The sequence below is a fragment of the Pseudomonas sp. MLB6B genome (assembly GCF_054508135.1).
This window is the reverse complement of sequence record NZ_CP199313.1, coordinates 431046-453296: the sequence shown is the minus strand read 5'-3', so window position 1 is coordinate 453296 and position 22251 is coordinate 431046. Positions and strand designations below refer to the sequence as shown.

General features: G+C 64.5%; 22 protein-coding genes. 12 read left to right on the top strand and 10 right to left on the bottom strand.

Annotated features, from left to right (window positions below; translation table 11 throughout):
• Positions 1 to 40: 40 nt before the first annotated feature.
• The 5 genes from ACSMEV_RS01845 to choX all read right to left on the bottom strand — a co-directional run bounded on the left by ACSMEV_RS01845 (position 41) and on the right by choX (position 4390).
• On the bottom strand, positions 41 to 301 hold the full coding sequence (locus ACSMEV_RS01845) for a hypothetical protein (protein WP_314493353.1): 261 nt from the start codon (positions 299 to 301) through the stop codon (positions 41 to 43).
• 322 nt (positions 302 to 623) lie between these two features.
• Positions 624 to 1094 (bottom strand): thioesterase family protein, encoded by a 471-nt coding sequence (locus ACSMEV_RS01840; protein WP_459207019.1) that lies wholly within the window; start codon positions 1092 to 1094, stop codon positions 624 to 626.
• A gap of 10 nt (positions 1095 to 1104) precedes the next feature.
• Entirely contained in the window at positions 1105 to 2070 is a 966-nt protein-coding gene (locus tag ACSMEV_RS01835) for an L-carnitine dehydrogenase (RefSeq protein ID WP_459207018.1), read from the bottom strand.
• A gap of 101 nt (positions 2071 to 2171) precedes the next feature.
• A complete protein-coding gene (locus ACSMEV_RS01830; protein ID WP_296266425.1) occupies positions 2172 to 3056 on the bottom strand; it encodes a beta-keto acid cleavage family enzyme in 885 nt (294 codons plus the stop codon).
• A 407-nt stretch (positions 3057 to 3463) separates the two neighbouring features.
• A complete protein-coding gene (gene choX, locus ACSMEV_RS01825) occupies positions 3464 to 4390 on the bottom strand; it encodes a choline ABC transporter substrate-binding protein (protein ID WP_459207017.1) in 927 nt (308 codons plus the stop codon).
• 176 nt (positions 4391 to 4566) lie between these two features.
• Between choX and ACSMEV_RS01820 the strand changes: the two genes are divergently transcribed.
• Positions 4567 to 5544, top strand: coding sequence for a GlxA family transcriptional regulator (locus ACSMEV_RS01820; RefSeq protein WP_459207016.1), 978 nt, complete (start codon positions 4567 to 4569; stop codon positions 5542 to 5544).
• Here ACSMEV_RS01820 and ACSMEV_RS01815 read toward each other — a convergent pair.
• The 3 genes from ACSMEV_RS01815 to ACSMEV_RS01805 form a co-directional block, all read right to left on the bottom strand.
• The gene (locus ACSMEV_RS01815) at positions 5521 to 6072 is read right to left on the bottom strand and encodes a hypothetical protein (protein WP_459207015.1); all 552 of its coding nucleotides are present in this window, start codon (positions 6070 to 6072) and stop codon (positions 5521 to 5523) included. The genes ACSMEV_RS01820 and ACSMEV_RS01815 overlap by 24 nt on opposite strands.
• A gap of 63 nt (positions 6073 to 6135) precedes the next feature.
• Positions 6136 to 6852: a hypothetical protein gene (locus tag ACSMEV_RS01810; RefSeq protein ID WP_459207014.1), complete on the bottom strand. Its 717-nt coding sequence runs from the start codon at positions 6850 to 6852 to the stop codon at positions 6136 to 6138.
• 114 nt (positions 6853 to 6966) lie between these two features.
• Complete coding sequence (locus ACSMEV_RS01805) at positions 6967 to 7368, bottom strand: lysozyme inhibitor LprI family protein (RefSeq protein WP_459207013.1); 402 nt, start codon at positions 7366 to 7368, stop codon at positions 6967 to 6969.
• 286 nt (positions 7369 to 7654) lie between these two features.
• On the opposite strand from ACSMEV_RS01805, the gene ACSMEV_RS01800 reads away from it, so the two are divergent.
• From ACSMEV_RS01800 to ACSMEV_RS01765, 8 genes are all read left to right on the top strand, one after another.
• A complete protein-coding gene (locus ACSMEV_RS01800) occupies positions 7655 to 8632 on the top strand; it encodes a dipeptidase (protein WP_459207012.1) in 978 nt (325 codons plus the stop codon).
• Between the two features lie 135 nt (positions 8633 to 8767).
• Entirely contained in the window at positions 8768 to 9298 is a 531-nt protein-coding gene (locus ACSMEV_RS01795; RefSeq protein WP_459207011.1) for a DUF5943 domain-containing protein, read from the top strand.
• A 15-nt stretch (positions 9299 to 9313) separates the two neighbouring features.
• Positions 9314 to 11374, top strand: coding sequence for a dimethylglycine demethylation protein DgcA (dgcA, locus tag ACSMEV_RS01790; protein WP_459207010.1), 2061 nt, complete (start codon positions 9314 to 9316; stop codon positions 11372 to 11374).
• A gap of 293 nt (positions 11375 to 11667) precedes the next feature.
• A complete protein-coding gene (dgcB, locus tag ACSMEV_RS01785) occupies positions 11668 to 13617 on the top strand; it encodes a dimethylglycine demethylation protein DgcB (RefSeq protein ID WP_459207009.1) in 1950 nt (649 codons plus the stop codon).
• A complete protein-coding gene (etfA, locus tag ACSMEV_RS01780; protein WP_459207008.1) occupies positions 13617 to 14849 on the top strand; it encodes an electron transfer flavoprotein subunit alpha in 1233 nt (410 codons plus the stop codon). The genes dgcB and etfA overlap by 1 nt, the downstream gene beginning before the upstream one ends.
• A 10-nt stretch (positions 14850 to 14859) precedes the next feature.
• On the top strand, positions 14860 to 15630 hold the full coding sequence (etfB, locus tag ACSMEV_RS01775) for an electron transfer flavoprotein subunit beta (protein ID WP_459207007.1): 771 nt from the start codon (positions 14860 to 14862) through the stop codon (positions 15628 to 15630).
• 195 nt (positions 15631 to 15825) lie between these two features.
• Positions 15826 to 16557 (top strand): RHS repeat-associated core domain-containing protein, encoded by a 732-nt coding sequence (locus tag ACSMEV_RS01770; RefSeq protein ID WP_459207006.1) that lies wholly within the window; start codon positions 15826 to 15828, stop codon positions 16555 to 16557.
• 29 nt (positions 16558 to 16586) lie between these two features.
• Complete coding sequence (locus ACSMEV_RS01765) at positions 16587 to 17429, top strand: RHS repeat-associated core domain-containing protein (RefSeq protein ID WP_459207005.1); 843 nt, start codon at positions 16587 to 16589, stop codon at positions 17427 to 17429.
• Between the two features lie 62 nt (positions 17430 to 17491).
• On the opposite strand, the gene gbcA is transcribed toward ACSMEV_RS01765, so the two are convergent.
• A complete protein-coding gene (gene gbcA, locus ACSMEV_RS01760) occupies positions 17492 to 18784 on the bottom strand; it encodes a glycine-betaine demethylase subunit GbcA (protein ID WP_313739644.1) in 1293 nt (430 codons plus the stop codon).
• A gap of 308 nt (positions 18785 to 19092) precedes the next feature.
• Here gbcA and gbcB point away from each other — a divergent pair, with 308 nt between their 5' ends.
• From gbcB to ACSMEV_RS01745, 3 genes are all read left to right on the top strand, one after another.
• A complete protein-coding gene (gene gbcB / locus ACSMEV_RS01755; RefSeq protein WP_459207004.1) occupies positions 19093 to 20193 on the top strand; it encodes a glycine-betaine demethylase subunit GbcB in 1101 nt (366 codons plus the stop codon).
• A 226-nt stretch (positions 20194 to 20419) separates the two neighbouring features.
• On the top strand, positions 20420 to 20650 hold the full coding sequence (locus ACSMEV_RS01750; RefSeq protein WP_459207003.1) for a hypothetical protein: 231 nt from the start codon (positions 20420 to 20422) through the stop codon (positions 20648 to 20650).
• Positions 20647 to 20958 (top strand): cell division protein ZapA, encoded by a 312-nt coding sequence (locus ACSMEV_RS01745; protein WP_459207002.1) that lies wholly within the window; start codon positions 20647 to 20649, stop codon positions 20956 to 20958. The genes ACSMEV_RS01750 and ACSMEV_RS01745 overlap by 4 nt, the downstream gene beginning before the upstream one ends.
• Before the next feature lie 102 nt (positions 20959 to 21060).
• On the opposite strand, the gene ACSMEV_RS01740 is transcribed toward ACSMEV_RS01745, so the two are convergent.
• Complete coding sequence (locus tag ACSMEV_RS01740) at positions 21061 to 22101, bottom strand: threonine aldolase family protein (RefSeq protein WP_459207001.1); 1041 nt, start codon at positions 22099 to 22101, stop codon at positions 21061 to 21063.
• Positions 22102 to 22251 lie beyond the last annotated feature (150 nt).

Genomic DNA, 22251 nt, shown 5'->3' with positions numbered 1-22251 from the left:
CCGCGGTGTTCGCTGCGGGCGCCGGGCCAAGCGTCGTCGTTCAGGCCTGTTGCGGCTTGAACTGCGCCAGCGCAGGCAACAGTTGCTTGTCGATGGCCTGGCGCACGGCCGGCAGGATCGTCGCGCTGCCGGTGTACATCTCCTCGACCATGCTCTTGAGCGACCTGGCGTTGGGTGCGTTCAGCCCGCGCACAGCGGCGTTGCAGGCCTGCTCGGCGCTGGCGCCGGCCGGCACGTCGAAGCCGCGTGCCCGGAGGAAGCCTGCCAGGTCGTCCTGATCGATCAAGTCCGCATGCATCATGGTCGTGGTTCCTTGTTATGGGGTTCGCGACCGATTCTGTGTCGGCTGCGACAGGCCCGCAAGGGTTGCGGCGGCGCATGGCCGCTTTGGCTAAGCACAGGTCGCTTCCGGCTAAATCGAGGGCTCCGTAAATCGGCCACACTGGACCCATTCACGGTCCCCGGCAGGTTTGGTCACCCGCCCTCACGCACAGTGGATGCTCGCGCTTGGCCCCGGATGCTCACGGCTTTCCGGGGCCGTTTTTTTGCGCGGCACTGCGTTGGACGATGCTGCGCCGGTCCAGCCCCGCACAGCCGCCCGCCGTCCCCGGCTATAGACATGCTCAGCGTGAAAGGCTCAACGCCCGGGCACGCCATGGGAGCGCAGCTCGTTCACGCTGCTGCGCCGCCAGCGCGCGCAGGGCTTGAAGGCTGTGCTCGCCGAACGGCGCCGATTTCGGTCCGGCCAGGTCCACGTGCAGCAGCATCTGTTCACTGGCTGCGAGCACGTCGTCGAAACCTTCGCGGTGCAGCGTGTGGTAGACCAGCAGGCGCTTGTGGTCGAACTCGACGATGTGGGTCTGCACCCAGACCTGCGCGCCCAGCTTGACCTCATGCAGGTAATTCACATGCGCCTCGAGCGTGAACAGCGAGTGGCCACTTTGCCCTCGGCTGTCGGCATCCAGGCCGATACGCTCCATCAGCGCATCGGTGGCGTAGCTGAAGATCAGCAGGTAGTAGGCGTCGCGCAAGTGGCCGTTGTAGTCGACCCAGTCTTCGAGGATGGCGGTGCGGTAGGTGATCGCTGCGCTCATGTCGCGTTCCTCACTCGTCGAAGGCCAGGCCGTGCTTGGCCTTGCTGGTTTTCACGGCGTCCAGTACGGCCAGCAGGGTGTCGTCGCGGTAGCGCTCCAGCGCGGCGATGCTACGCTCGCCCAGTTGCGCGCAAGTGCCGTCCACCACGTCGTCGATCAGGCGCTCGGTGAGTTCGGGCGCCGGCAGGTAGGTCCAGGGCAACTGCAAGGCCGGGCCGAACTGCTGCATGAAGTGGCGCATGCCAGCATCGCCGCCGGCCAGGGTGTAGGTCAGGAAAGTGCCCATGAACGACCAGCGCAGGCCGGCGCCGAAGCGGATCGCGTCGTCGATCTCGCCGGTGCTGGCCACACCGTCGTTGACCAGGTGCAAGGCCTCGCGCCAGAGCGCTTCGAGCAGGCGGTCGGCGATGAAGCCGGGCACCTCCTTGCGGACGTGCAGCGGGCGCATGCCGAGTGCGGTGTAGACCGTCTTGGCGGCTTCGATGGCTTCGGGTGCGGTGTGCCGGCCGCCGACCACTTCCACCAGCGGCAGCAGGTACACCGGGTTGAACGGGTGGCCGACCACGCAGCGCTCGGGGTGGGTGGCCGATTCGTAGAACTCGCTGGGCAACAACCCCGAAGTGCTGGAGGCGATGATCGCGTCGGGTTTGGCCGCGGCGCTGATGCGGGCGTGCAGGTCGAGCTTGAGCTCCAGGCGTTCGGGAGCGCTTTCCTGGATGAAATCGGCGTCGCGTACGCAGGCTTCGATGGTGTCCACGAAGGTCAGTCGGCTTTGCGCGGCGCCGGGGGTCAGACCTTGTTTCTCCAGCGCCGGCCAGGCGTTGGCGACGCGCTGGCGCAAGGCCCGTTCGGCGCCAGGGGCTGGGTCCCAGGCCACTACGTCCAGGCCGTGAGCCAGGGCACGGGCGACCCAGCCGCTGCCGATGACGCCGCTACCCAGGGCGGCGAAGGTATTGATCGTGGAGATGAAAGGCATGGCGAATCCTCTAGCGAAGCGGTAGCAGGGACGAAGGCCGGCCGAGCGGGCGCGGGCCCGCTCGTGCGGCAGGTTCGTCGGTCGATAGGGGCGAGTGGCGTTCAGCGGCGCTTGAGGCGCATCTTTTCCCGGCCTTCGGCAGGGCTGAGCACGCGGGCGCCCAGGCGCGAGACGATCTCTACGGCGCGCTCGACCAGCTGGCCGTTGCTGGCCAATACGCCGCGGTCCAGATACAGATTGTCTTCCAAACCCACCCGCACGTTACCGCCGAGCAGCACGGCCTGGGCCGCCATCGGCATCTGCATGCGGCCGATGCCGAAGCCTGCCCAGGTGGCGCCGGCCGGCAGGTTGTCGACCATCGCCTTCATGGTCGCGGTGTCGGCCGGCGCACCCCAGGGGATGCCCAGGCACAGCTGGAACAGCGGGTCGTCGAGCAGGCCTTCCTTGATCATCTGCTTGGCGAACCACAGGTGGCCGGTGTCGAAGATCTCCAGCTCGGCCTTGACCCCCAATTCCGTGATGCGCTTGGCTCCAGCGCGCAGCTGCGCCGGGGTCGAGACATAGATCGAGTTGCCGTCGCCGAAGTTGAGGGTGCCGCAGTCGAGGGTGCAGATGTCCGGCAGCAGCGCCTCCACATGGGCCAACCGCTCCAGCGGGCCGATCAGGTCGGTGCCGCTGCCGAAGTCCATGGGCGACTCGCCCGGGCCGATCTCCAGGTCGCCGCCCATGCCGGCGGTGAGGTTGACGATGATGTCCACGTCGGCTTCGCGGATGCGTTCCATGACTTCGCGGTACAGCGCCACGTCGCGGCTGAAGCGGCCGGTGTGCGGATCGCGCACGTGGCAGTGCACCACGGTGGCGCCGGCCTTGGCCGCTTCCACGGCGGCGGCGGCGATCTGTTGCGGGGTGACGGGCACCAGGTGGCTCTTGCTGGCGGTGTCGCCGGCGCCGGTGAGGGCGCAGGTGATGATGATGTCGTGGTTCATGGGTGGGTTCCTTGGCGCGGTCGGACGCGTGTCCGGGGGAAAGGTTGTGGTGGTTCGTTCGGGTGCGTTGGGGGAGGTGGCCGAAGTGCGGCGGTGGGTTTCAATCTGCCATCGGTGAAGTACCTCAAAACTTTGTAGGAGCGGCCGGTTCGGCGCTCCGATTGGCCGCGATGGCCGGCAACGCCGGCCTACCCTCGGCCACTGCGATCGATCTGAAGAAATGCACTACTTGAACTGGGCCGGCGTTGCCGGCCATCGCGGCTAAAGCCGCTCCCACAGGTGGAGCGTTGCCGGCCATCGCGGCTGAAGCCGCTCCCACAGGTGGGGTGTTGCCGGCCATCGCGGCTGAAGCCGCTCCCACAGGTGGGGTGTTGCTGGCTGTTGAGTGCGGCCTCTGGAGCGGCGAGCTACAGCGCCGGTTTGCCGTCGAAGGTGGTCACGCCTTCGAGCCAGCGGGTCTTGTCCTGCGGATGGTCCTTGAGCCATTGGCGGGCCGAGTCGAGCGGGTTCTTGCGGTCGAGCAGCGGCTGCATCATGCGGCTCTCGTCTTCGGCGCTGAAGGTCAGGTTGCTCAGCAGGCGATAGGCGTTGGGGCAACGTTCGGCGTAGTCCGGCGCGGTGACGGTCCACACCGTGGCGCGGCCTTCGTCAGGCCCCATGGCGCCTTCGCTGTCAGCCAGGTAGACCATGCCGCCCTTGACGTTGACGTTCATCGGGTGCGGCTTCCAGCCGAAGAACACCACCGCCTCCTGGCGCCGAACCGCACGGTCCACCGCCGCGAGCATGCCGGCCTCGCTGGACTCGACCAAGGTGAAGCCGCCCAAGCCGAACTGGTTCTTGTCGATCATCGCCTTGATCTGCGTGTTGGCCCCCGAGCCTGGCTCGATGCCGTAGAGCTTGCCGCCCAGTTCCTGCTTGAACTTCTGGATGTCGGCGAAGCGCTTCAGGCCCTTGTCGGCCAGGTACTGCGGCACGGCGAGGGTGGCGCGGGCATCGTCGAGGTTGGGTTTGTCGAGCACCTTCACCTGGCCGGCATCGACGAAGGGCGTGATGGTCTTGGTCATGATCGGGTTCCAGTAGCCCAGGAACAGGTCCAGGCGCTGGTCGCGGATGCCGGCGAAGATGATCTGTTGCGAAGCGCTGGTCTGCTTGGTGCGGTAGCCCAGGTCGTCGAACAGCACCTGGGCCATGGCGCTGGTGGCGATGACGTCGGTCCAGTTGACCACGCCCAGGCGCACGTCCTTGCAGACGGCGGGCTCGGCGGCGTACAGCGGGGCGGACAGCAGGCTGCCCAGAACGAGGGGTAGCGAAAGACGGCGGATCGAGCGGTGCATGGTGGCTCTCCATCGGCAGGGCATTTTTGTGCGACCGGTCTCTGCGGACCGTGAATACACGCTACGCTGGCGACTCGCCGGGCAAGCGCACGCTGGCGACGAGGATTTGCACTATGGCGACGTACTGACTGGCAAGCGTCCCCAGCCCGCACCCACCGTATCCGATCGAGGATCAGATGCCCGACACCATCGACTTGCTGTTGTTACCCGGTTTTTCGGCCATGGGCTTCATCAGCGCCATCGAGCCGCTGCGCGTGGCCAATCGCTTTCGCGGTGCGCTGTATCAATGGCGGGTGCTGAGCCTGGACGGTGGCGCGGTCGAGGCCAGCAACGGCATGTCGGTGAACGCCGACCAGGCCTTGGAAGAGGGCGAGGCGGGGCGGCTACTGTTGGTGATCGCCGGTTTCGATCCGCTGCGCCACTTCGGGCCGGCATTGCAACAGGCGCTGCGCAAGCGTGACCGTGCCGGCGTAGTGCTTGGCGGTATCGACACCGGGGCGATGGTGCTGGCCGAAGCAGGCCTGCTCGACGGCCATCGCGCGACCTTGCACTGGGAAGCGCTTGAGGCTTTCCGCGAGCGCTACCCGCGCTTGCAGGCCACCCAGGAGCTGTTCGAAATCGACCGTCGGCGCATCACCTGCGCCGGCGGTACGGCGTCGATCGACCTGATGCTCGACCTCATCGCCCAGGTCCACGGCAGCGCTCTGGCGGTGCAGGTGTCGGAGCAGTTCGTACTCGGCCGTATCCGTCCCCGGCAGGACCACCAGCGCATGGAGATCGCCGCTCGCTACGGCATCGGCAACCGCAAGCTGGTGCAGGTGGTCGGCGAAATGGAAAGACACCTCGAGACGCCGCTGGACACGCTGCAACTGGCCGCCAACGCGTCGATCACTAGGCGCCAGTTGGAACGCCTGTTCCGCCTGCACCTGAACGATACGCCCAGCGGCTTCTACCTTGGCCTGCGGCTGGACAAGGCGCGGCTGCTGCTGGCGCAGACGCCGATGAGCGTGACCCAGGTCAGCCTGGCCTGCGGTTTCGAACTGCCGTCGTACTTCACGCGTTGTTACAAGCGACGGTTCGGACACTGCCCGCGCGCCGAGCGGCAGACAGGCTTGAGCGTTACCGTGCGCTCAAAGCCCGTCGAGGCACGATAGCGCCTGAAGACGTGCTTCGAGCCGGTCGCGCCAAGCTTCGAAAGTGGACGTTTCGAGTTTTGCACCTAGGTGTTCCAGCTCGACGATCAGCCGTGTGCGAGGGCGCTCGACGTCCGTCTTGCAGTGCAGGTGGAAGAGGATCGCCACAGGCGTCAGGTCGCTGTGCATGTCGAAGTCGATACTGAACCGCGAACTGGCTGCCTGGCTATGGAGCAGCGCCAGGTCAGCCTGGTGCAAGCCTGCCATGAGGTCGCTGGCGACCCGCACGAAGGCCAGGTTGTTCGGCTGCGGCGCCGGAATCAGGCCGGCGAAGACATCTTCGAACACGGGATCGGTAGGGACGAAGGGAATGCTGCGCACGGTTCGCTCGAACAACGTGACTTCGTTGTCTTCCAACGTGCGCAGGTAACGCTCGAACCAGGCCTTGCCGTCCAGCTGCCGGTCACAGGCCTGGCTGGCCGTCAATTGCGCCAGGCGCAGGCAGCTGTGCAGGCCCTCGTAGTGTTCGGAGAACGTTGACGGCGGCATAAGGGGGCTGGTGTCTTCATGCGAGGAGGTGTCTGGCGCCCCGGAAAGCGCCAGGCAAGAGGCTTAGATGTCCAGTGCCAGGATATCCACAGCCTGGCTGGCCAGCTTCTGACGCACGGCGTCGCGCATGGCGTCGAAATGACGGACGCTGAACGAGCCCTGTTGGGACGCGCGGTAGACGCGGGTGTTGGACGTGTCGATGATGCGGCCGGCGAGGTCACCGTCTTTTTCGGCCTTCTCATAGCTCAGTTGGACGCTGGTCATGTGCATGATCGGCAGGCCCTGCGGGCTCATCTCGCACGCCGAGATCTGCACGGTGCTGGACTTGCCCGACAGGCTCAGGCTGCTTTGTTCGAGCAGTTGCTGGGCCTTGGGCGTTTGCACGATCACTTCGAACGAACGCCGCACGCTGCCGCACAGGCGATGCGAGGTGCCCATCTGCACCGTGACGATCTGCGGCAGCAGCGTCGCCAGAGTGTGGGTGTCCTTGTCCAACGCTTCTTCGACATGGGCGGCACCGGTCAAGGTCCAGCCGAACTTGCCCAGGCCATCGTTGTAGAAGTTGTACCACTCGCGTTGCTGGGTCTCTTTGTCGAACTTCTTGTTCGCCGACAGGTTCATCAGGCGCATGCCGTCGAGCACGTCTTCGGCCACGCTGGCCGGTACGTCAGGGGCGAAGATGCACACGGTGTTGGCGACCATCACAGCGCGCGCTTCGCCTTCTTTCTTCAAGGCGGCGATGGCGCTGTCCATATCGGTTTTGCTGAGGCTTGCTGTCATGTTCTGGTTCCCGATCAAGTAGTAGGGCACTTCGGGCGAAATGCCGGGAGCGCACCTTGATGGGAAACGACCGGCGCCATAAGCGCCAAGTCTTTCCTCGCGAGGCCGGATTGCCTACTGCTGCCCGAGCGATTGCAGGTATTCGGAACGGTCGTCGCTGCGCTGCGCCAGGCAGGTGTTCCATGCCGCCTCGAAGGCCTTGCTGCCCGGCGTCTCGGCGTAGGTCTCGACCTTGCAGTCGGCATCGCGCAGCTGAGTCCACAGGGTCTGCGCTGCTTGCAGGCGGGTGGTCTGCTCGCGGGCCTGTGGGCTTTGCGCGCCCGCTTGTTCGGCAATGCGCTGCAGCAACTCGTCGAACGCCGCCTTCAATTCACGCTCGGCCGTTTGCCGGTTGAACGCGGCGCAGGCCTGGGCCTGCTGCTCGGTGTCGACGGTGTCGCACGGCGTGCTGTCTTCCTCGCCGGCCTGGGCGCCCATCATCACGCCCATCAGGACCAGCCATGCCATCGCTTTCATCGGGTTTCTCCAGGTCCATCGGTGAGCGGTCGAGCGATTCTCGCAGAGGGTCGGCAAGGCCGGTAGACGGCGCGGCCAATCTTCATCGAAAACGACCTCCGACGGCGTTATCGAGACTGGCTCTCATCGCCGTGGCCCGCGCCAGAGCGCTCTTCGTCGGGCCTTGACGCTTTCGGCAAACCCCCTGTCGTTTTTGCATCGGGGCGTCGCAAGTGACAGGCATATGCTGCCCCCAAAGCGCCGGCACAAGCCTTGGCGCCAACATTCGATAAAAGGGGACAGCCTGATGAGCCCAGCCGAACTTCACGCCGACAGCATCGTCATCGACGGCCTGATCATCGCCAAGTGGGATCGCGAACTGTTCGAAGACATGCGCAAGGGCGGCCTGACCGCCGCCAACTGCACGGTATCGGTCTGGGAAGGCTTCAAGGCGACCGTCGACAGCATCGCGGCCAGTCAGAAACTCATCCGCGAAAACAGTGACCTGGTGATGCCGGTGCGCACCACCGCCGACATCCGCAAAGTCAAGGAACAGGGCAAGACCGGCATCCTCTTCGGCTTCCAGAACGCCCATGCATTCGAAGACCAGATCGCCTATGTGGAGATCTTCAAGCAGCTGGGCGTGGGCATCGTGCAGATGTGCTACAACACCCAGAACCTGATCGGCACCGGCTGCTACGAGCGCGATGGCGGGCTGTCGGGCTTCGGTCGCGAGATCGTCGCCGAGATGAACCGCGTCGGCATCATGTGCGATCTGTCCCATGTCGGCTCCAAGACCAGCGAGGAAGTCATCCTCGAATCCAAGAAGCCGGTCTGCTATTCGCACTGCCTGCCGTCGGGGCTCAAGGAGCACCCGCGCAACAAGTCCGACGAAGAACTGAAGTTCATCGCCGACCACGGCGGTTTCGTCGGCGTGACCATGTTCGCGCCCTTCCTGGCCAAAGGCATCGACTCGACCATCGACGACTACGCCGAGGCCATCGAGTACACCATGAACATCGTCGGCGAAGACGCCATCGGCATCGGTACCGACTTCACCCAGGGCCATGGCAAGGAATTCTTCGAATACCTGACCCACGACAAAGGCTACGCCCGCCGCCTGACCAGCTTCGGCAAGATCATCAACCCCCTGGGCATCCGCACCGTGGGCGAGTTCCCCAACCTGACCGAAACCCTGCTCAAACGCGGCCATTCCGAGCGCGTGGTGCGCAAGATCATGGGCGAGAACTGGGTGAACGTGCTCAAGGACGTGTGGGGCGAGTGAGGCACCTCCGGGGCTGCGCAGCGGCCCCGATCCAGCCACCTCGACATCCCCCTCCGAACCCTCCCCGACAACGATTCGAAACAAGAGCCACTGCGGCTTTTGCCTCCCAATAAAAATTTCTGGAGTTGAGTTTCCATGGCCAAGATCGCCCCGCAATTGCCAATCGAAGTCGACAGCGAGACCGGTGTCTGGACCAGCGACGCCTTGCCGATGCTGTACGTGCCGCGGCATTTCTTCGTCAACAACCACATGGGTATCGAAGAAGTCCTGGGCGCCGACAAGTACGCCGAAATCCTCTACAAGGCCGGCTACAAGTCCGCCTGGCACTGGTGCGAGAAAGAAGCCGAATGCCATGGCCTGGAAGGCGTAGCGGTATTCGAGCATTACATGAAACGCCTGAGCCAGCGCGGCTGGGGCCTGTTCGAGATCCAGTCCATCGACCTCGACAAGGGCACCTGCGAAGTCAAGCTCAAGCACTCGGCGTTCGTGTACGTGTACGGCAAGTGCGGCCGCAAGGTCGACTACATGTTCACCGGCTGGTTCGCCGGCGCCATGGACCAGATCCTCGCTGCCCGTGGCAGCAATATCCGCACCGTGGCCGAACAGGTCTATGGCGGGTCCGAAGAAGGCCACGAAGATGGCCTGTTCGTTACAAAGCCGTTGTAAGCCGGAGAAACCGTCATGGCCTTCGAAGCAATGTTCCAGCCGATCCAGATCGGCAAACTGACCATCCGTAACCGCGTGCTCAGCACCGCCCACGCCGAGGTGTACGCCACCGACGGCGGGATGACCACCGACCGTTACGTCAAGTATTACGAAGAGAAGGCCAAGGGCGGCATCGGCATGGCGATCTGCGGCGGCTCGTCCGTCGTGGCCATCGACAGCCCGCAGGAATGGTGGGCTTCGGTCAACCTGTCGACCGACCGCATCATCCCGCACTTCCAGAACCTCGCCGACGCCATGCACAAGCATGGCGCCAAGATCATGATCCAGATTACCCACATGGGCCGTCGCTCGCGTTGGGACGGCTTCAACTGGCCGACCCTGATGTCGCCGTCCGGCGTGCGCGAGCCGGTGCACCGCGCCACCTGCAAGACCATCGAGCCGGAAGAGATCTGGCGGGTGATCGGCAACTACGCCCAGGCCGCGCGCCGGGCCAAGGAAGGCGGCCTGGACGGCGTCGAACTGTCGGCCGTGCACCAGCACATGATCGACCAGTTCTGGAGCCCGCGGGTCAACAAGCGCACCGACGAATGGGGCGGCAGCTTCGAAGGCCGCATGAAGTTCGGCATGGAAGTGCTCAAGGCCGTGCGCGCCGAGGTTGGCGACGACTTCTGCGTGGGCATGCGCATCTGTGGCGACGAATTCCACCCCGACGGCCTCAGCCACGAAGACATGAAGCAGATCGCCGCGTACTACGACGCCACCGGCATGGTCGACTTCTTCGGCGTGATCGGCTCGGGGTGCGACACCCACAACACCCTGGCCAACGTCATCCCCAACATGAGCTACCCGCCCGAGCCGTTCCTGCACCTGGCGGCCGGCATCAAGGAAGTGGTCAAGGTTCCGGTGCTGCATGCGCAGAACATCAAGGACCCGAACCAGGCCCAGCGCATCCTCGAAGGCGGCTACGTCGACATGGTCGGCATGACCCGCGCGCACATGGCCGACCCGCACCTGATCGCCAAGATCAAGATGGGCCAGGTGGACCAGATCAAGCAGTGCGTCGGCGCCAACTACTGCATCGACCGCCAGTACCAGGGCCTGGACGTGCTGTGCATCCAGAACGCCGCGACCTCCCGCGAATACATGGGCGTGCCGCACATCATCGAGAAGAGCACCGGCGCCAAGCGCAAGGTGGTGGTGGTCGGTTGCGGCCCCGCCGGCATGGAAGCCGCTCGCGTGGCGGCCGAGCGCGGCCACGACGTGACCGTGTTCGAGAAGAAGGAACAGATCGGCGGGCAGATCATCACCGCCTCGAAGGCGCCGCAGCGCGACCAGATCGCCGGCATCACCCGCTGGTACCAGCTGGAGTTCGCGCGCCTGAAGATCGATCTGCGCCTGGGCACGGCCGCCGACGTGGCGACCATCCAGGACCTGCGCCCGGACATCATCGTGCTGGCCAACGGCGGCCATCCGTTCGTCGAGCAGAACGAGCACTGGGGCGCCGCCGAAGGCTTGGTGGTGAGCAGCTGGGACGTGCTCGACGGCAAGGTCGCGCCGGGCAAGAACGTGCTGGTCTACGACACCATCTGCGAATTCACCGGCATGTCGGTGGCCGACTTCATCGCAGGCAACGGCAGCCAGGTCGAGATCGTCACCGACGACATCAAGCCAGGCGTGGCCATGGGCGGTACGACCTTCCCGACCTACTACCGCAGCATGTACCCCAAGGAAGTGATCATGACCGGCGACATGATGCTGGAAAAGGTCTACCGCGAGGGCGACAAGTTGGTGGCAGTACTGGAGAACGAGTACACCGGCGGCCGCGAAGAGCGGGTGGTGGACCAGGTAGTGATCGAGAACGGCGTACGTCCCGACGAGCAGCTGTACTACGCGCTCAAGGAAGGCTCGCGCAACAAGGGCCAGATCGACGTCGAAGCTCTGTTCGCGATCCAGCCGCAGCCGATCCTCAGCCAGCCGGGCGAGGGCTACCTGCTGTATCGCATCGGCGACTGCGTGGCCCAGCGTAACGTGCATGCGGCGATCTACGACGCGCTGCGCCTGTGCAAGGACTTCTGATCGGGCCTGCTCGAAAGCCGCCGTCGCTGGCGGCCCCGGCCCTGATGGAAACCCGCATGGAAACCGCCTTCCCAGGTGAGCTGGTTCCCATACGGGCATGCATGAACGCCGCCATCACTGGTGGAACTGGCCCCCTGTAGGAGCGGCTTCAGCCGCGAAAGCGTCAGCACTGAAAACACTGTTGTCCGATCTGGCGCTTTCGCGGCTAAACCGGAGCGCCGGCCGGCCGCTCCCACAGGATCCGCGCCGCACGTTAGGGCGGCGCAAGCAACCAGCTGTTATGGGAGTCACCCATGTTGAACACCCTGATACCCATCCTGCTGTTCGCGGCGCTCGCCCTGGCCGTGCTCGGCGCCGTGCGCCGGGTGCGCATGTGGCGCCGCGGCAGGCCTTCGCCGGTCAACCTGATCGGCGGCCTGCTGGCCATGCCGCGCCGCTACCTGGTCGACCTGCACCATGTGGTCGGGCGCGACAAGTACATCTCCAATACCCACGTCGCCACCGCTGGCGGCTTCGTGCTGTCGGCGGCGCTGGCGATCCTGGTGCACGGCTTCGGCCTGCAGAACCGGATTCTCGGCTACGCGCTGCTGGTGGCCACACTGGTCATGTTCACCGGTGCCGTCTTCGTCTACCGCCGCCGCATCGATCCGCCCGCGCGCCTGTCCAAGGGCCCGTGGATGCGCCTGCCGAAAAGCCTGCTGGTGTTCGCGGCGAGCTTCTTCATCGCCACGCTGCCGGTCGCGGGCATCCTGCCGGCCAACACCGGCGGCTGGATCATGGTCGCTGTGCTCGGCCTGGGCGTGCTGTGGGGCGTGTCGGAACTGTTCTTCGGCATGACCTGGGGCGGGCCGATGAAGCATGCCTTCGCCGGTGCCCTGCACCTGGCCTGGCACCGCCGTAGCGAGCGCTTCGGCGGTGGCCGTTCGACCGGTCTCAAGCCACTCGACCTGGAAGACCCGAACGCGCTCCTGGGTGTGGAAAAACCGGCCGATTTCACCTGGAACCAACTGCTGGGCTTCGACGCCTGCGTGCAGTGCGGCAAGTGCGAGGCCATGTGCCCGGCCTTCGCCGCCGGCCAGCCGCTGAACCCGAAAAAACTGATCCAGGACATGGTCGTGGGCCTGGCCGGCGGCACCGACGCCAAGTTCGCCGGCAGTCCGTATCCCGGCAAGCCGATCGGCGAGCACGGCGGCCACCCCCATCAACCGATCGTAAACGGCCTGGTCGATGCCGAAACGCTGTGGTCGTGCACCACTTGCCGCGCCTGTGTCGAGGAATGCCCGATGATGATCGAGCACGTCGATGCCATCGTCGACATGCGCCGCCACCTGACCCTGGAAAAAGGCGCCACGCCGAACAAGGGCGCCGAGGTGCTGGACAATCTGATCGCCACCGACAACCCCGGCGGTTTCAACCCCGGTGGGCGGATGAACTGGGCGGCCGACCTCAACCTGACGCTGCTGGCCGACGTGCAGAGCACCGAGGTGCTGTTCTGGGTCGGCGACGGCGCCTTCGACATGCGCAACCAGCGCACCCTGCGCGCCTTCGTCAAGGTGCTCAAGGCCTCGGGCGTGGACTTCGCCGTGCTCGGTCTGGAGGAGCGCGACAGTGGCGACGTGGCCCGCCGCCTGGGCGACGAAGCCACGTTCCAGCTGCTGGCCAAGCGCAACATCCAGACCCTGGACAAATACCGCTTCAAGCGCATCGTCACCTGCGACCCGCACAGCTTCCACGTGCTGAAGAACGAGTACGGCGCGCTGGGCGGCGAGTACCAGGTGCAGCACCACAGCACATACATCGCCGAACTGATCGCGCAGAACAGGCTCAACCTCGGCCAGCACAAGGGAGGCAGCGTCACTTATCACGATCCGTGCTATCTAGGCCGCTACAACGGCGAGTACGAAGCCCCGCGCGAGGTGCTCAGGGCGCTGGGCATCGAAGTGCGCGAGATGGAGCGTTCGGGCTTCCGCTCCCGCTGCTGCGGCGGTGGCGGCGGTGCGCCGATCACCGACATCCCCGGCAAGCAGCGGATTCCCGACATGCGCATGGACGACATCCGCAGCACCGAAGCCGAAGTGGTCGCCGTGGGTTGTCCGCAGTGCACGGCCATGCTCGAAGGGGTGGTCGAGCCACGCCCCCTGATCAAGGACCTGGCGGAACTGGTGGCCGACGTGCTGCTGGAAGAACCTGCCGCCGCGGCCAAGCCGCAAGCGGCCAAACGCGAACTTGCGGAGGTGCATTGATGAGCGACCTCATCCGCCGCGACCCTCGTGCAGAGTGGATCGCCCGTAACCGTCTGCATCCGCTGCACGCGGCGATGCAGACGCAACAGACCTCGTGGATGGGCCCCAATGGGCTGATGCGCAAGAACACCCACGCCATCGCCGCCGGCTTCATGGGGCCCAACGGCCTCAAGCGCATCGACCGCAGCGGCGCCCAACAGGGTACGGCTACAGGAGGCCGGCGCAGCGCCGCCGCCGAGGTGCAACTGCCGCTGCATCAGGTGCTCGAACCCGCCTTCTACATCGCCGTGGTGCCGGACATGGTCGGCGGCCGCCTCGGTCCGCACGACCGCGACCTGCTGGGCCTGGCCCACAGCCTGGCCGGCCAGGACGGCGCGGTGCTGGCCGTCGTCTTCGGCGAGCACAAGGAAACCGCCTTCGACACCGCTGGCGTGGACCGCCTGCTGGTGCTCGACGGCGATGCCTACAAGGGTTATGCCCCCGAGCAGCTGGTGCAGGGCCTGCGCGCCGTGGACACGCAGTTCAAACCGCGCCACTGGCTGCTGCCCGACACCCGTAACGGCGGCGGCGAGCTGGGCCGGCGCCTGGCCGCGGCCATGGGCGAACGCCCGGCCACCCGCGTGTGGCAGGTCAAGGACGGCGAATGCATCGGCCGTGCCGGTGCCGGCCAGCAAGACCTGCAACGCGGCATCGCACGGATCATCCTGGCCTCGTCGGAATGCTCGGACCCGGTCAGCGACACCCGTCACGAAGCCTTGCCAGTGGAGCTGTCGGCCTCGGTAGCGCGCAGCCTGTCGCGCATCGAAGACCTGGGCTCGGTGGCGGTAGACCCGGCCGCCATCGCCATGGCCGAAGCCGAGTTCATCGTCTCGGGCGGCAGCGGCATCAAGGATTGGGACCTGTACCACCGTGCCACTGCCGTGCTCGGCGCCACCGAAGGCGCTTCGCGGGTGGCGGTGGACGACGGGTTCATGCCGCGCAACCGCCAGGTCGGTGCGACCGGCACCTGGGTCACCGCGCGGGTCTATGTGGCCGTCGGCATCTCCGGCGCCGTCCAGCACCTGCAGGGCATCGGCGCCTGCGACAAGGTGGTGGCGGTGAACATGGACCCGGCCTGCGACATGATCAAACGCGCCGACCTGTCGATCATTGGCGACAGCACGGCGATTCTCCAGGCCTTGATCGAGGCGGTGGAACACTTCCGCAGCGGCGGCCAGCGCGACGCGGCTTGAGGGCATGAGCATGGGTACGAAAGTCATCAGCCTGGTTTCCATCGGCGCGCATCCCGGCTCCGGGCGTACGCGCCGCGCCGATCAGGATGCGCGCGCGGTTGAGCTGGGCCTGCAACTGGCCGGCGAGCATCTGCAAGTGGTGCACGCCGGCGATCCCCACGAAGAAGCCCTGCGCGCCTACCTGGGCATGGGGCTGGACCACCTCGATGTGCTGGAGCAGCCGGCCGGCGCCGATGTCGTCGGCGTGCTCGGCGACTACCTGCGCGATGCTGGCGCCCAACTGGTGCTGACCGGCAGCCAGGCGGAAACCGGCGAAGGTTCCGGGATGCTGCCGTTCCTGCTGGCCGAGAAACTGGGCTGGCCCTTGATCGTCGGCCTGGCAGCCGTCGAATCCATCGACAACGGTACCGCCCAGGTGCTGCAAGCCTTGCCACGCGGGCAGCGGCGTCGCCTGAAGGTGCGCCTGCCATTGCTGGCGACCGTCGACAACGCCGCACCGACGCCACGGCAGAGCGCCTTCGGCCCGGCGCGCCGTGGTGTGCTGGCGGCGCGGGAGGTGGAGGTGGTCGAAGACGACCTGCTCGCCGATGCACAACTGCAACCGGCTCGCCCACGGCCCAAGCGTTTGAAGGTGATCAAGGCCAAAAGCGGCGCGGACCGGATGAAAGCGGCCACGGCCAAGGCCAGCGGGGGTAGCGGCAAGGTCTTGAAAGGCGTGACGGCGCAGGAAGGGGCCGAGGCGATTCTGAAGTTGCTGGTGGAAGAGGGTGTCTTGCGCTGAGCAAGAAAACGACGGAGACGTCTGACGTCGTGCTCAAGAGCGCCGGTTCATGGATGTGTTTGATCGCACGAACACCCATCATGAATCGGCGTTTTTGTTCTCCAGCGTTCGCGAGACACCTGATATTTCTGACAGTTATCCGTTCGACCCCTATTTGATAGCGTGGAGTTTCCGACGAGCGAGAAACTGGCTTCCATGACTGGTACAGACACCCTCCACATCACCGTGCATCGCTCTGCCTTGAGCGGCAATGATCGTGTACGTGCCGCCTATGGCCCCTATGGCGCGCAATCACAATGTGCTGGTCTGCTGTTGGGTTTCGCTGGCCAAAGACGCGATTGCCAAGCGGCAGGGTACCATCTGGGCAATGGCCATCGAATGTACAAGCCCGTGCTGATGCGGTTTGCATCGAGTGACCGGCTGAGCCCTTTCGGCAAGGGGGGGATCAATGCCTATGCGTACTGCCTGAACGATCCCATCAATCGCCATGATCCGTCCGGGTGCATCCCGGCTTGGCTCTCGTCCGTACGAAACCTCATTGGTGGCGTCCTGAACCTGGGGATCAGTTTTGTGAAAGCCTATAGAGGATTCGTGCAATCGCAGGACTTTGATCTCAACACGGGATACGCGGGGACTCGCGGTGGAGTGGTGCCTAGCATCGCATCGGAGAATTCAGTATCCCGGTGGCGCACTAGAGACACCGCACTGACGACCATTGGCGCTACCACGGCAGCGGTGAGCATTGGGACGTCGATGGCGCGTTTGGTCACAGCGGATTCGGCCGCCCTGATGTGGACAGATTTCGCTTTCGGAGCGCTCGCTACGGTAATGTCTGGGCATGAGCTTTACACGATCGCCACATCGCATGTGGAGAGGCGCTATAACGTCCAACTGCAACGCGTGAATGTGAGAGAGACATCCGTATAGGGCCAGCGTTCTTCCATGAATCGACTTGAGTGAATCAGCTGATGTCACAACCGAACCGACCAAGATCGATACGTACCGCGCGCAATTACACGCCTTACGGCCAGGCGCAGGGCGTGATCGAAGGATTGGCGGCATTTGTAGGGGCGTATCACGATCCGTTCAGCGGCAGTTATCTGCTGGGCAATGGTTATCGGGCTTATAGTCCTTCGCTGATGCGCTTTCGGAGTGCTGATCGCCTGAGCCCATTTGGCGACGGCGGTATGAATGCCTACGCATATTGTTCAGCAGATCCGATCAACAACCGCGATCCATCCGGCGCCGCGCCTACGAGGCGAGGCCCCCCCGCGCGTATCACTGACGTACCTTCCATAGCGTTCGAGTATGGGCATGTCGAGTCGCGATTGAGTGTCCAGTCCGTTGGGCAGGCATTATTGGCTACAAGCGATGCCGCTGCAGTGCTGGATAACGTGGTAACCGCAATGGAAGTGCTCCAGCAAGGTCGCCAGCTCTCGTTTCGCGAGAGGATGGTGGCAGTAGCCAGCACTTGGAATGCCGGTCTGAGCTTCGTTGGCAGCTTGATGGAGCTTCCAGGCGCCATACAGTCAGCGAGTTCGATGACGGGTGGTGCGCGACTGGTCTTTGCGACTGGCGCTTCAGGTGTGATTGGGTATGCCGATGTGCCTGAGCGCCTTCAGCGGTTATGGCATAACGCACCAAGCGTGGGTGCGTTCGCCTCCCTGACGCTTCGAGGGGCGAGCAGTGCCGCCGGGTTGGACCAGGCAAAGCATATGACCGCCATGGTCATGCGCATGGCGATGCGCACCATGCGCCGAGGGTCGCAAATCACAAGCGGTGATCGCTTGCCTGTGTAAGGGCCAGGGCAAGCCCTCTGGGATAAAGCCGGGTGGCCATGAACGACCACCCGTTGGAACGCTTACTGCGCCTTGATCTCTTTCAAATAGGGCGCAGGCTCGGCCCCCAGGTTGTTCAACACCCGCTGGCTGTACCAGTCGATGAAGTTCACCACACCGAACTCGTAGGTCTTGGAATACGGCCCCGGCTGGTAAGCGGTGGAATTGATCCCACGCTGGTTCTCTTCGGCCAGGCGACGGTCCTGGTCGTTGGTGGCGTCCCACACCTTGCGCATGTTGGCCGGGTCGTAGTCGACGCCTTCCACGGCGTCCTTGTGCACCAGCCACTTGGTGGTGACCATCGATTCCTGGGCGCTGATCGGCCACACGGTGAAGACGATCATGTGGTCGCCCATGCAGTGGTTCCAGGCGTGCGGCAGGTGCAGGATGCGCATCGAGCCCATGTCCGGGTTCTGGATGCGACCCATCAGCTTCTTGCACGCCGCCTTGCCGTCCATGGTCATCGATACGGTGCCCTTGAGCAGCGGCATGCGCACGATGCGGTTACGCAGGCCGTGGCTCTTGTGCAGGTACGGGATCTTTTCGGCTTCCCAGGCGGCCGAGCAGGCGGCGACCTGGTCCTTGAATTCCTGGCTGGCGCGCGGGTCGTTGGTGTCGTCGAACTCCAGCAGGGTCTGCAGCAACTCGGGGTGCGAGCCGTTGCAGTGGTAGCACTCGCGGTTGTTTTCCAGCACCAGCTTCCAGTTGGCCTTTTCGAACAGTTGCGTCTGCACCGCGACCTTGGTGTTCTCCATGTCGTACGGTTCCATGTAATGGTCCAGAGTGGCCAGGAACTCGTCGATCGCGGGCGGGTTCTCCGCCAGGCTGATGAAGATGTAGCCGCCGGCGGTCTTCACGTTGACCGGCTTGAGGCCGTATTCCTTCATGTCGAAGTCCACGCCCATCTCGGTGCCGGCGAACAGCAGGCGGCCGTCGAGCTCGTAGGTCCACTGGTGGTACGGGCACACCAGCTTGGCCACCTTGCCCTTGTCGTGCACGCACAGGCGCGAACCGCGGTGGCGGCAGACGTTGTGGAAGGCGTGCACCTTACCTTCGGTGCCGCGCACCACGATGATCGGGTTCTTGCCGATCTCGAGGGTGAGGTAGTTGCCCTTCGCCGGAATTTCGCAGGTCATACCGGCGATCAGCCACTCCTTGTGAAAGATCTCCTGCATGTCGATCTGGAACAGACGCTCGTCGGTGTAGAAAGGCTGGGGCAGCGAATAGGTACGCTCGCGGTTCTGCAGCATCTCGGCGGTGGCCTTGCGTGCAGGTTCGAGTGGATCGCCCAGGCTCAGGGTTGCGGTGACGTCCATCATGTGGTTCCTCATGGCCCGATACGGCCGGCGAAAGGTGGCTAATCATTATGGTGCTGCGGTGCCGTTGGCCCGGCTGTCATTCATGCAGAAGCAGCCGGTGCATTTGCGGTGGAGTGTGCGGTTACTGTGGGCGCGAACCGTATCCATGGACGACATGGCCCAATCTGATTCCGACGCGCCAGGCCTTGCCCGACGGGGCTGGTCGCGATAAGCACGCCGATGTCGCAGATGGGAAAGTGCGACCCTTCGGGCTTGAGCATCATCGCAACCATAAAAAGGCCGGTAGTCGGCCGCTGGAGATGATCATGTCCGAAACCTTTCTCAATCCGGTCACCACGCAGACCTGGGTCAACGGCCGCCACACCGTGCGCTGCGTCAAGGTCATCCAAGAGACGTGGGACGTGCGCACGTTCTGCTTCATGGCCGACGCGCCGATCATGTTCTTCTTCAAACCCGGACAGTTCGTAACCCTGGAACTGGAAATCGACGGTAAGCAGGTGATGCGTTCTTACACCATCTCCAGTTCGCCGTCGGTGCCCTACAGTTTCTCCATCACCGTCAAGCGGGTACCGGGCGGGCATGTCTCCAACCACCTGCATGACACCCTGCACGAAGGCCAGGAGCTGGCCGTGCACGGCCCGGTGGGGTTGTTCAACGCCATCGACTTCCCGGCCAACAAGGTGCTGTACCTCTCCGGCGGCGTCGGCATCACCCCGGTGATGTCCATGGCGCGCTGGTTCTACGACACCAATGCCAACGTCGACATGGTTTTCGTGCACAGCGCGCGTACGCCCAAAGACATCATCTACCACCGCGAACTCGAACAGATGGCCTCGCGCATCCCCAACTTCGGGCTGCACATCATCTGCGAGAAGCACGGCCTGGGCGAGCCATGGGCCGGTTACCGCGGCTACCTGAACCAGCGCCTGCTGGAGCTGATGGCGCCCGACTACATGGAGCGCGAAGTGTTCTGCTGCGGCCCGACGCCGTACATGACCGCGGTCAAGCGCATGCTCGAAGGCGTCGGTTTCGACATGAGCCGCTACCACGAGGAATCCTTCGGCGCCACGCCGGCCGAGGACAAGGCCAATGCCGTCGAGCAGGCCGAGCAGGCCGCCGATGCCCCGGAGGTGGACGAATCCGACCTCAACCTGGTGGAGTTCATCGGCAGCGAGAAGAGCATTCGCATCGCGCCCGGCGAAACCGTGCATGCGGCGGCGGCGAAAGTCGGCCTGATGATCCCCAAGGCCTGCGGCATGGGCATCTGCGGCACCTGCAAGGTACTCAAGCTGGGCGGCGAGGTGGAGATGGAGCACAACGGCGGTATCACTGAGGACGATGAGGCCGAGGGCTATATCCTGTCGTGCTGCAGCATCCCCAAGGGCGATGTGCGCATCGATTATTGAGCGCAGCGCAAAGTCCCAGACAGAAGCAGGCCCATGACGGGCCTGTTTTCGTTTGGCGGCCTTGCGAGCAAGGCGGGGCCTTCGGATCGGCGGCGGATTTTTCGGGAACATGTTGCGCGATATCAGGTCAATGGGCCGCTTGAGCCCGTCGTACCGATATTAATTGGCGAGGGCGCGCACTTTTCTTTATCGTGGGCGCCCTTTGCAACAACCCTGAGATAGAGCCATGTTGGAAGCCTCCCTTAATCAGATCGAGCAACTGGTCAACGACCTGCTGCACAAGAACACCCAACTGACCGAGCAGAACGCCGTGCTCGGTCAGGAACTGGCCCAGGTCAAGGAAGAGAACGAAACCCTGCAGCTGTCGCTGATGGAGCAGGAAGAGAAGCAGGGTGCCACCACTTCGCGCCTGCAAGCATTGCTCGAGCGCGCAGGTGCCGGCACCGTCGGCGCATGAGCTATTACTCGCGGCAGGAGCAGCCAGTGAACGTGGTGTCGATCCTCGGCGTCGATTATTCGATCAAGGCGCCCGATGGCCAGGAAGAGACCCTCAGCCAGGCGGTGCGCATGCTCAACACCGCCTTGCACGACACCAAGCGCCAATACCCGACGTTGATCGGCGACAAGCTGCTGGTGCTGGCGGCATTGAACCTGTGCTCCAAGCAGATCGAATTGCAACAGACGCATCAGCAGACGCTAGCGCGGACTCAGGCGCAAATCGACGCCACGGTCAATGCCATCAGCCGCACCATCGCCGATCAGTAAGCGCAGTTCGCACTGTCAATAGGGATTGAGCCTGAGTCGTTCAGGCCATCCCAATGCACACGCCTGCCGCGCAGCCCATCGCGGACCGCTCCCGGCAGCGTTTCAGCCCGCGACGATCGCGTGGATGTCCGCCGCCAGCTCCCGCACGCGCTCTTCCCGCGTATCCCACGAGCACATGAAGCGCGCGCCGCCGCTACCGATGAAGGTATAAAAACGCCAGCCCCGCTCGCGCAGCCGCTCCAGCGCCGCTTCCGGCATTTGCAGGAACACGCCGTTGGCCTCCACCGGGAACATCAGCTCCACACCCGGCAAGTCGCTGACCAGCGAGGCGAGCAGCTGCGCGCAGTGGTTGGCGTGGGTGCCATGGCGCAGCCAGGCGCCGTCTTCCAGGATGCCCACCCAAGGCGCGGACAGATAACGCATCTTCGAGGCCAGCTGCCCGGCCTGTTTGCAGCGGTAGTCGAAATCCCGCGCCAGCTCGTGGTCGAAGAACAGGATCGCCTCGCCCACCGCCATGCCGTTCTTGGTGCCGCCGAAACACAGCACGTCGATCCCGGCCTTCCAAGTCAATTCGGCCGGCGAGCAGTCGAGGAAGGCGCAGGCGTTGGTGAAGCGCGCACCGTCCATGTGCAGGTGCAGGCCCAGTTCCTTGCAGGTGGCGCTGATCGCCGCCAGTTCGTCGGGGCGGTAGACGGTGCCCACTTCGGTAGCCTGGGTGAGGGTGACCACGCGCGGTTTGGGGTAGTGGATGTCCTGACGCTTGAGCGCGACTTCGCGGATCGCCTCGGGCGTCAGCTTGCCGGCCACCGTGCGTGCGGTGAGCAGCTTGGAGCCGTTGGAGAAGAACTCCGGCGCGCCGCATTCGTCGGTCTCGACGTGGGCGGTTTCCGAGCAGATCACGCTGTGGAAGCTCTGGCACAACGAGGCCAGGGCCAGGGAGTTGGCAGCGGTGCCGTTGAAGGCGAAGAACACTTCGCAGTCGGTTTCGAACAGGCGGCGGAAGTGGTCGGCGGCCTGTTGCGTCCACTGGTCGTCGCCGTAGGCGCGTTCGTGACCCTGGTTGGCCCGGTCCATGGCGGCCCAGGCTTCTGGGCAAATGCCCGAATAGTTGTCGCTGGCAAATTGTTGGCTGTTGTCTGGCATGGCCTTGTCCTGTGAGCGAGGCAGCCAGCACTCTAAACCATCCGTAGCACGCGCACGCGCAGGCCCTTCAAAAAAGGTTCCGCTCGGCAATGTCGTAAACGCGCCATTGCAAGGCGTGCGCAGGCATCTGATTCCCCCCGCCCGGCCCTA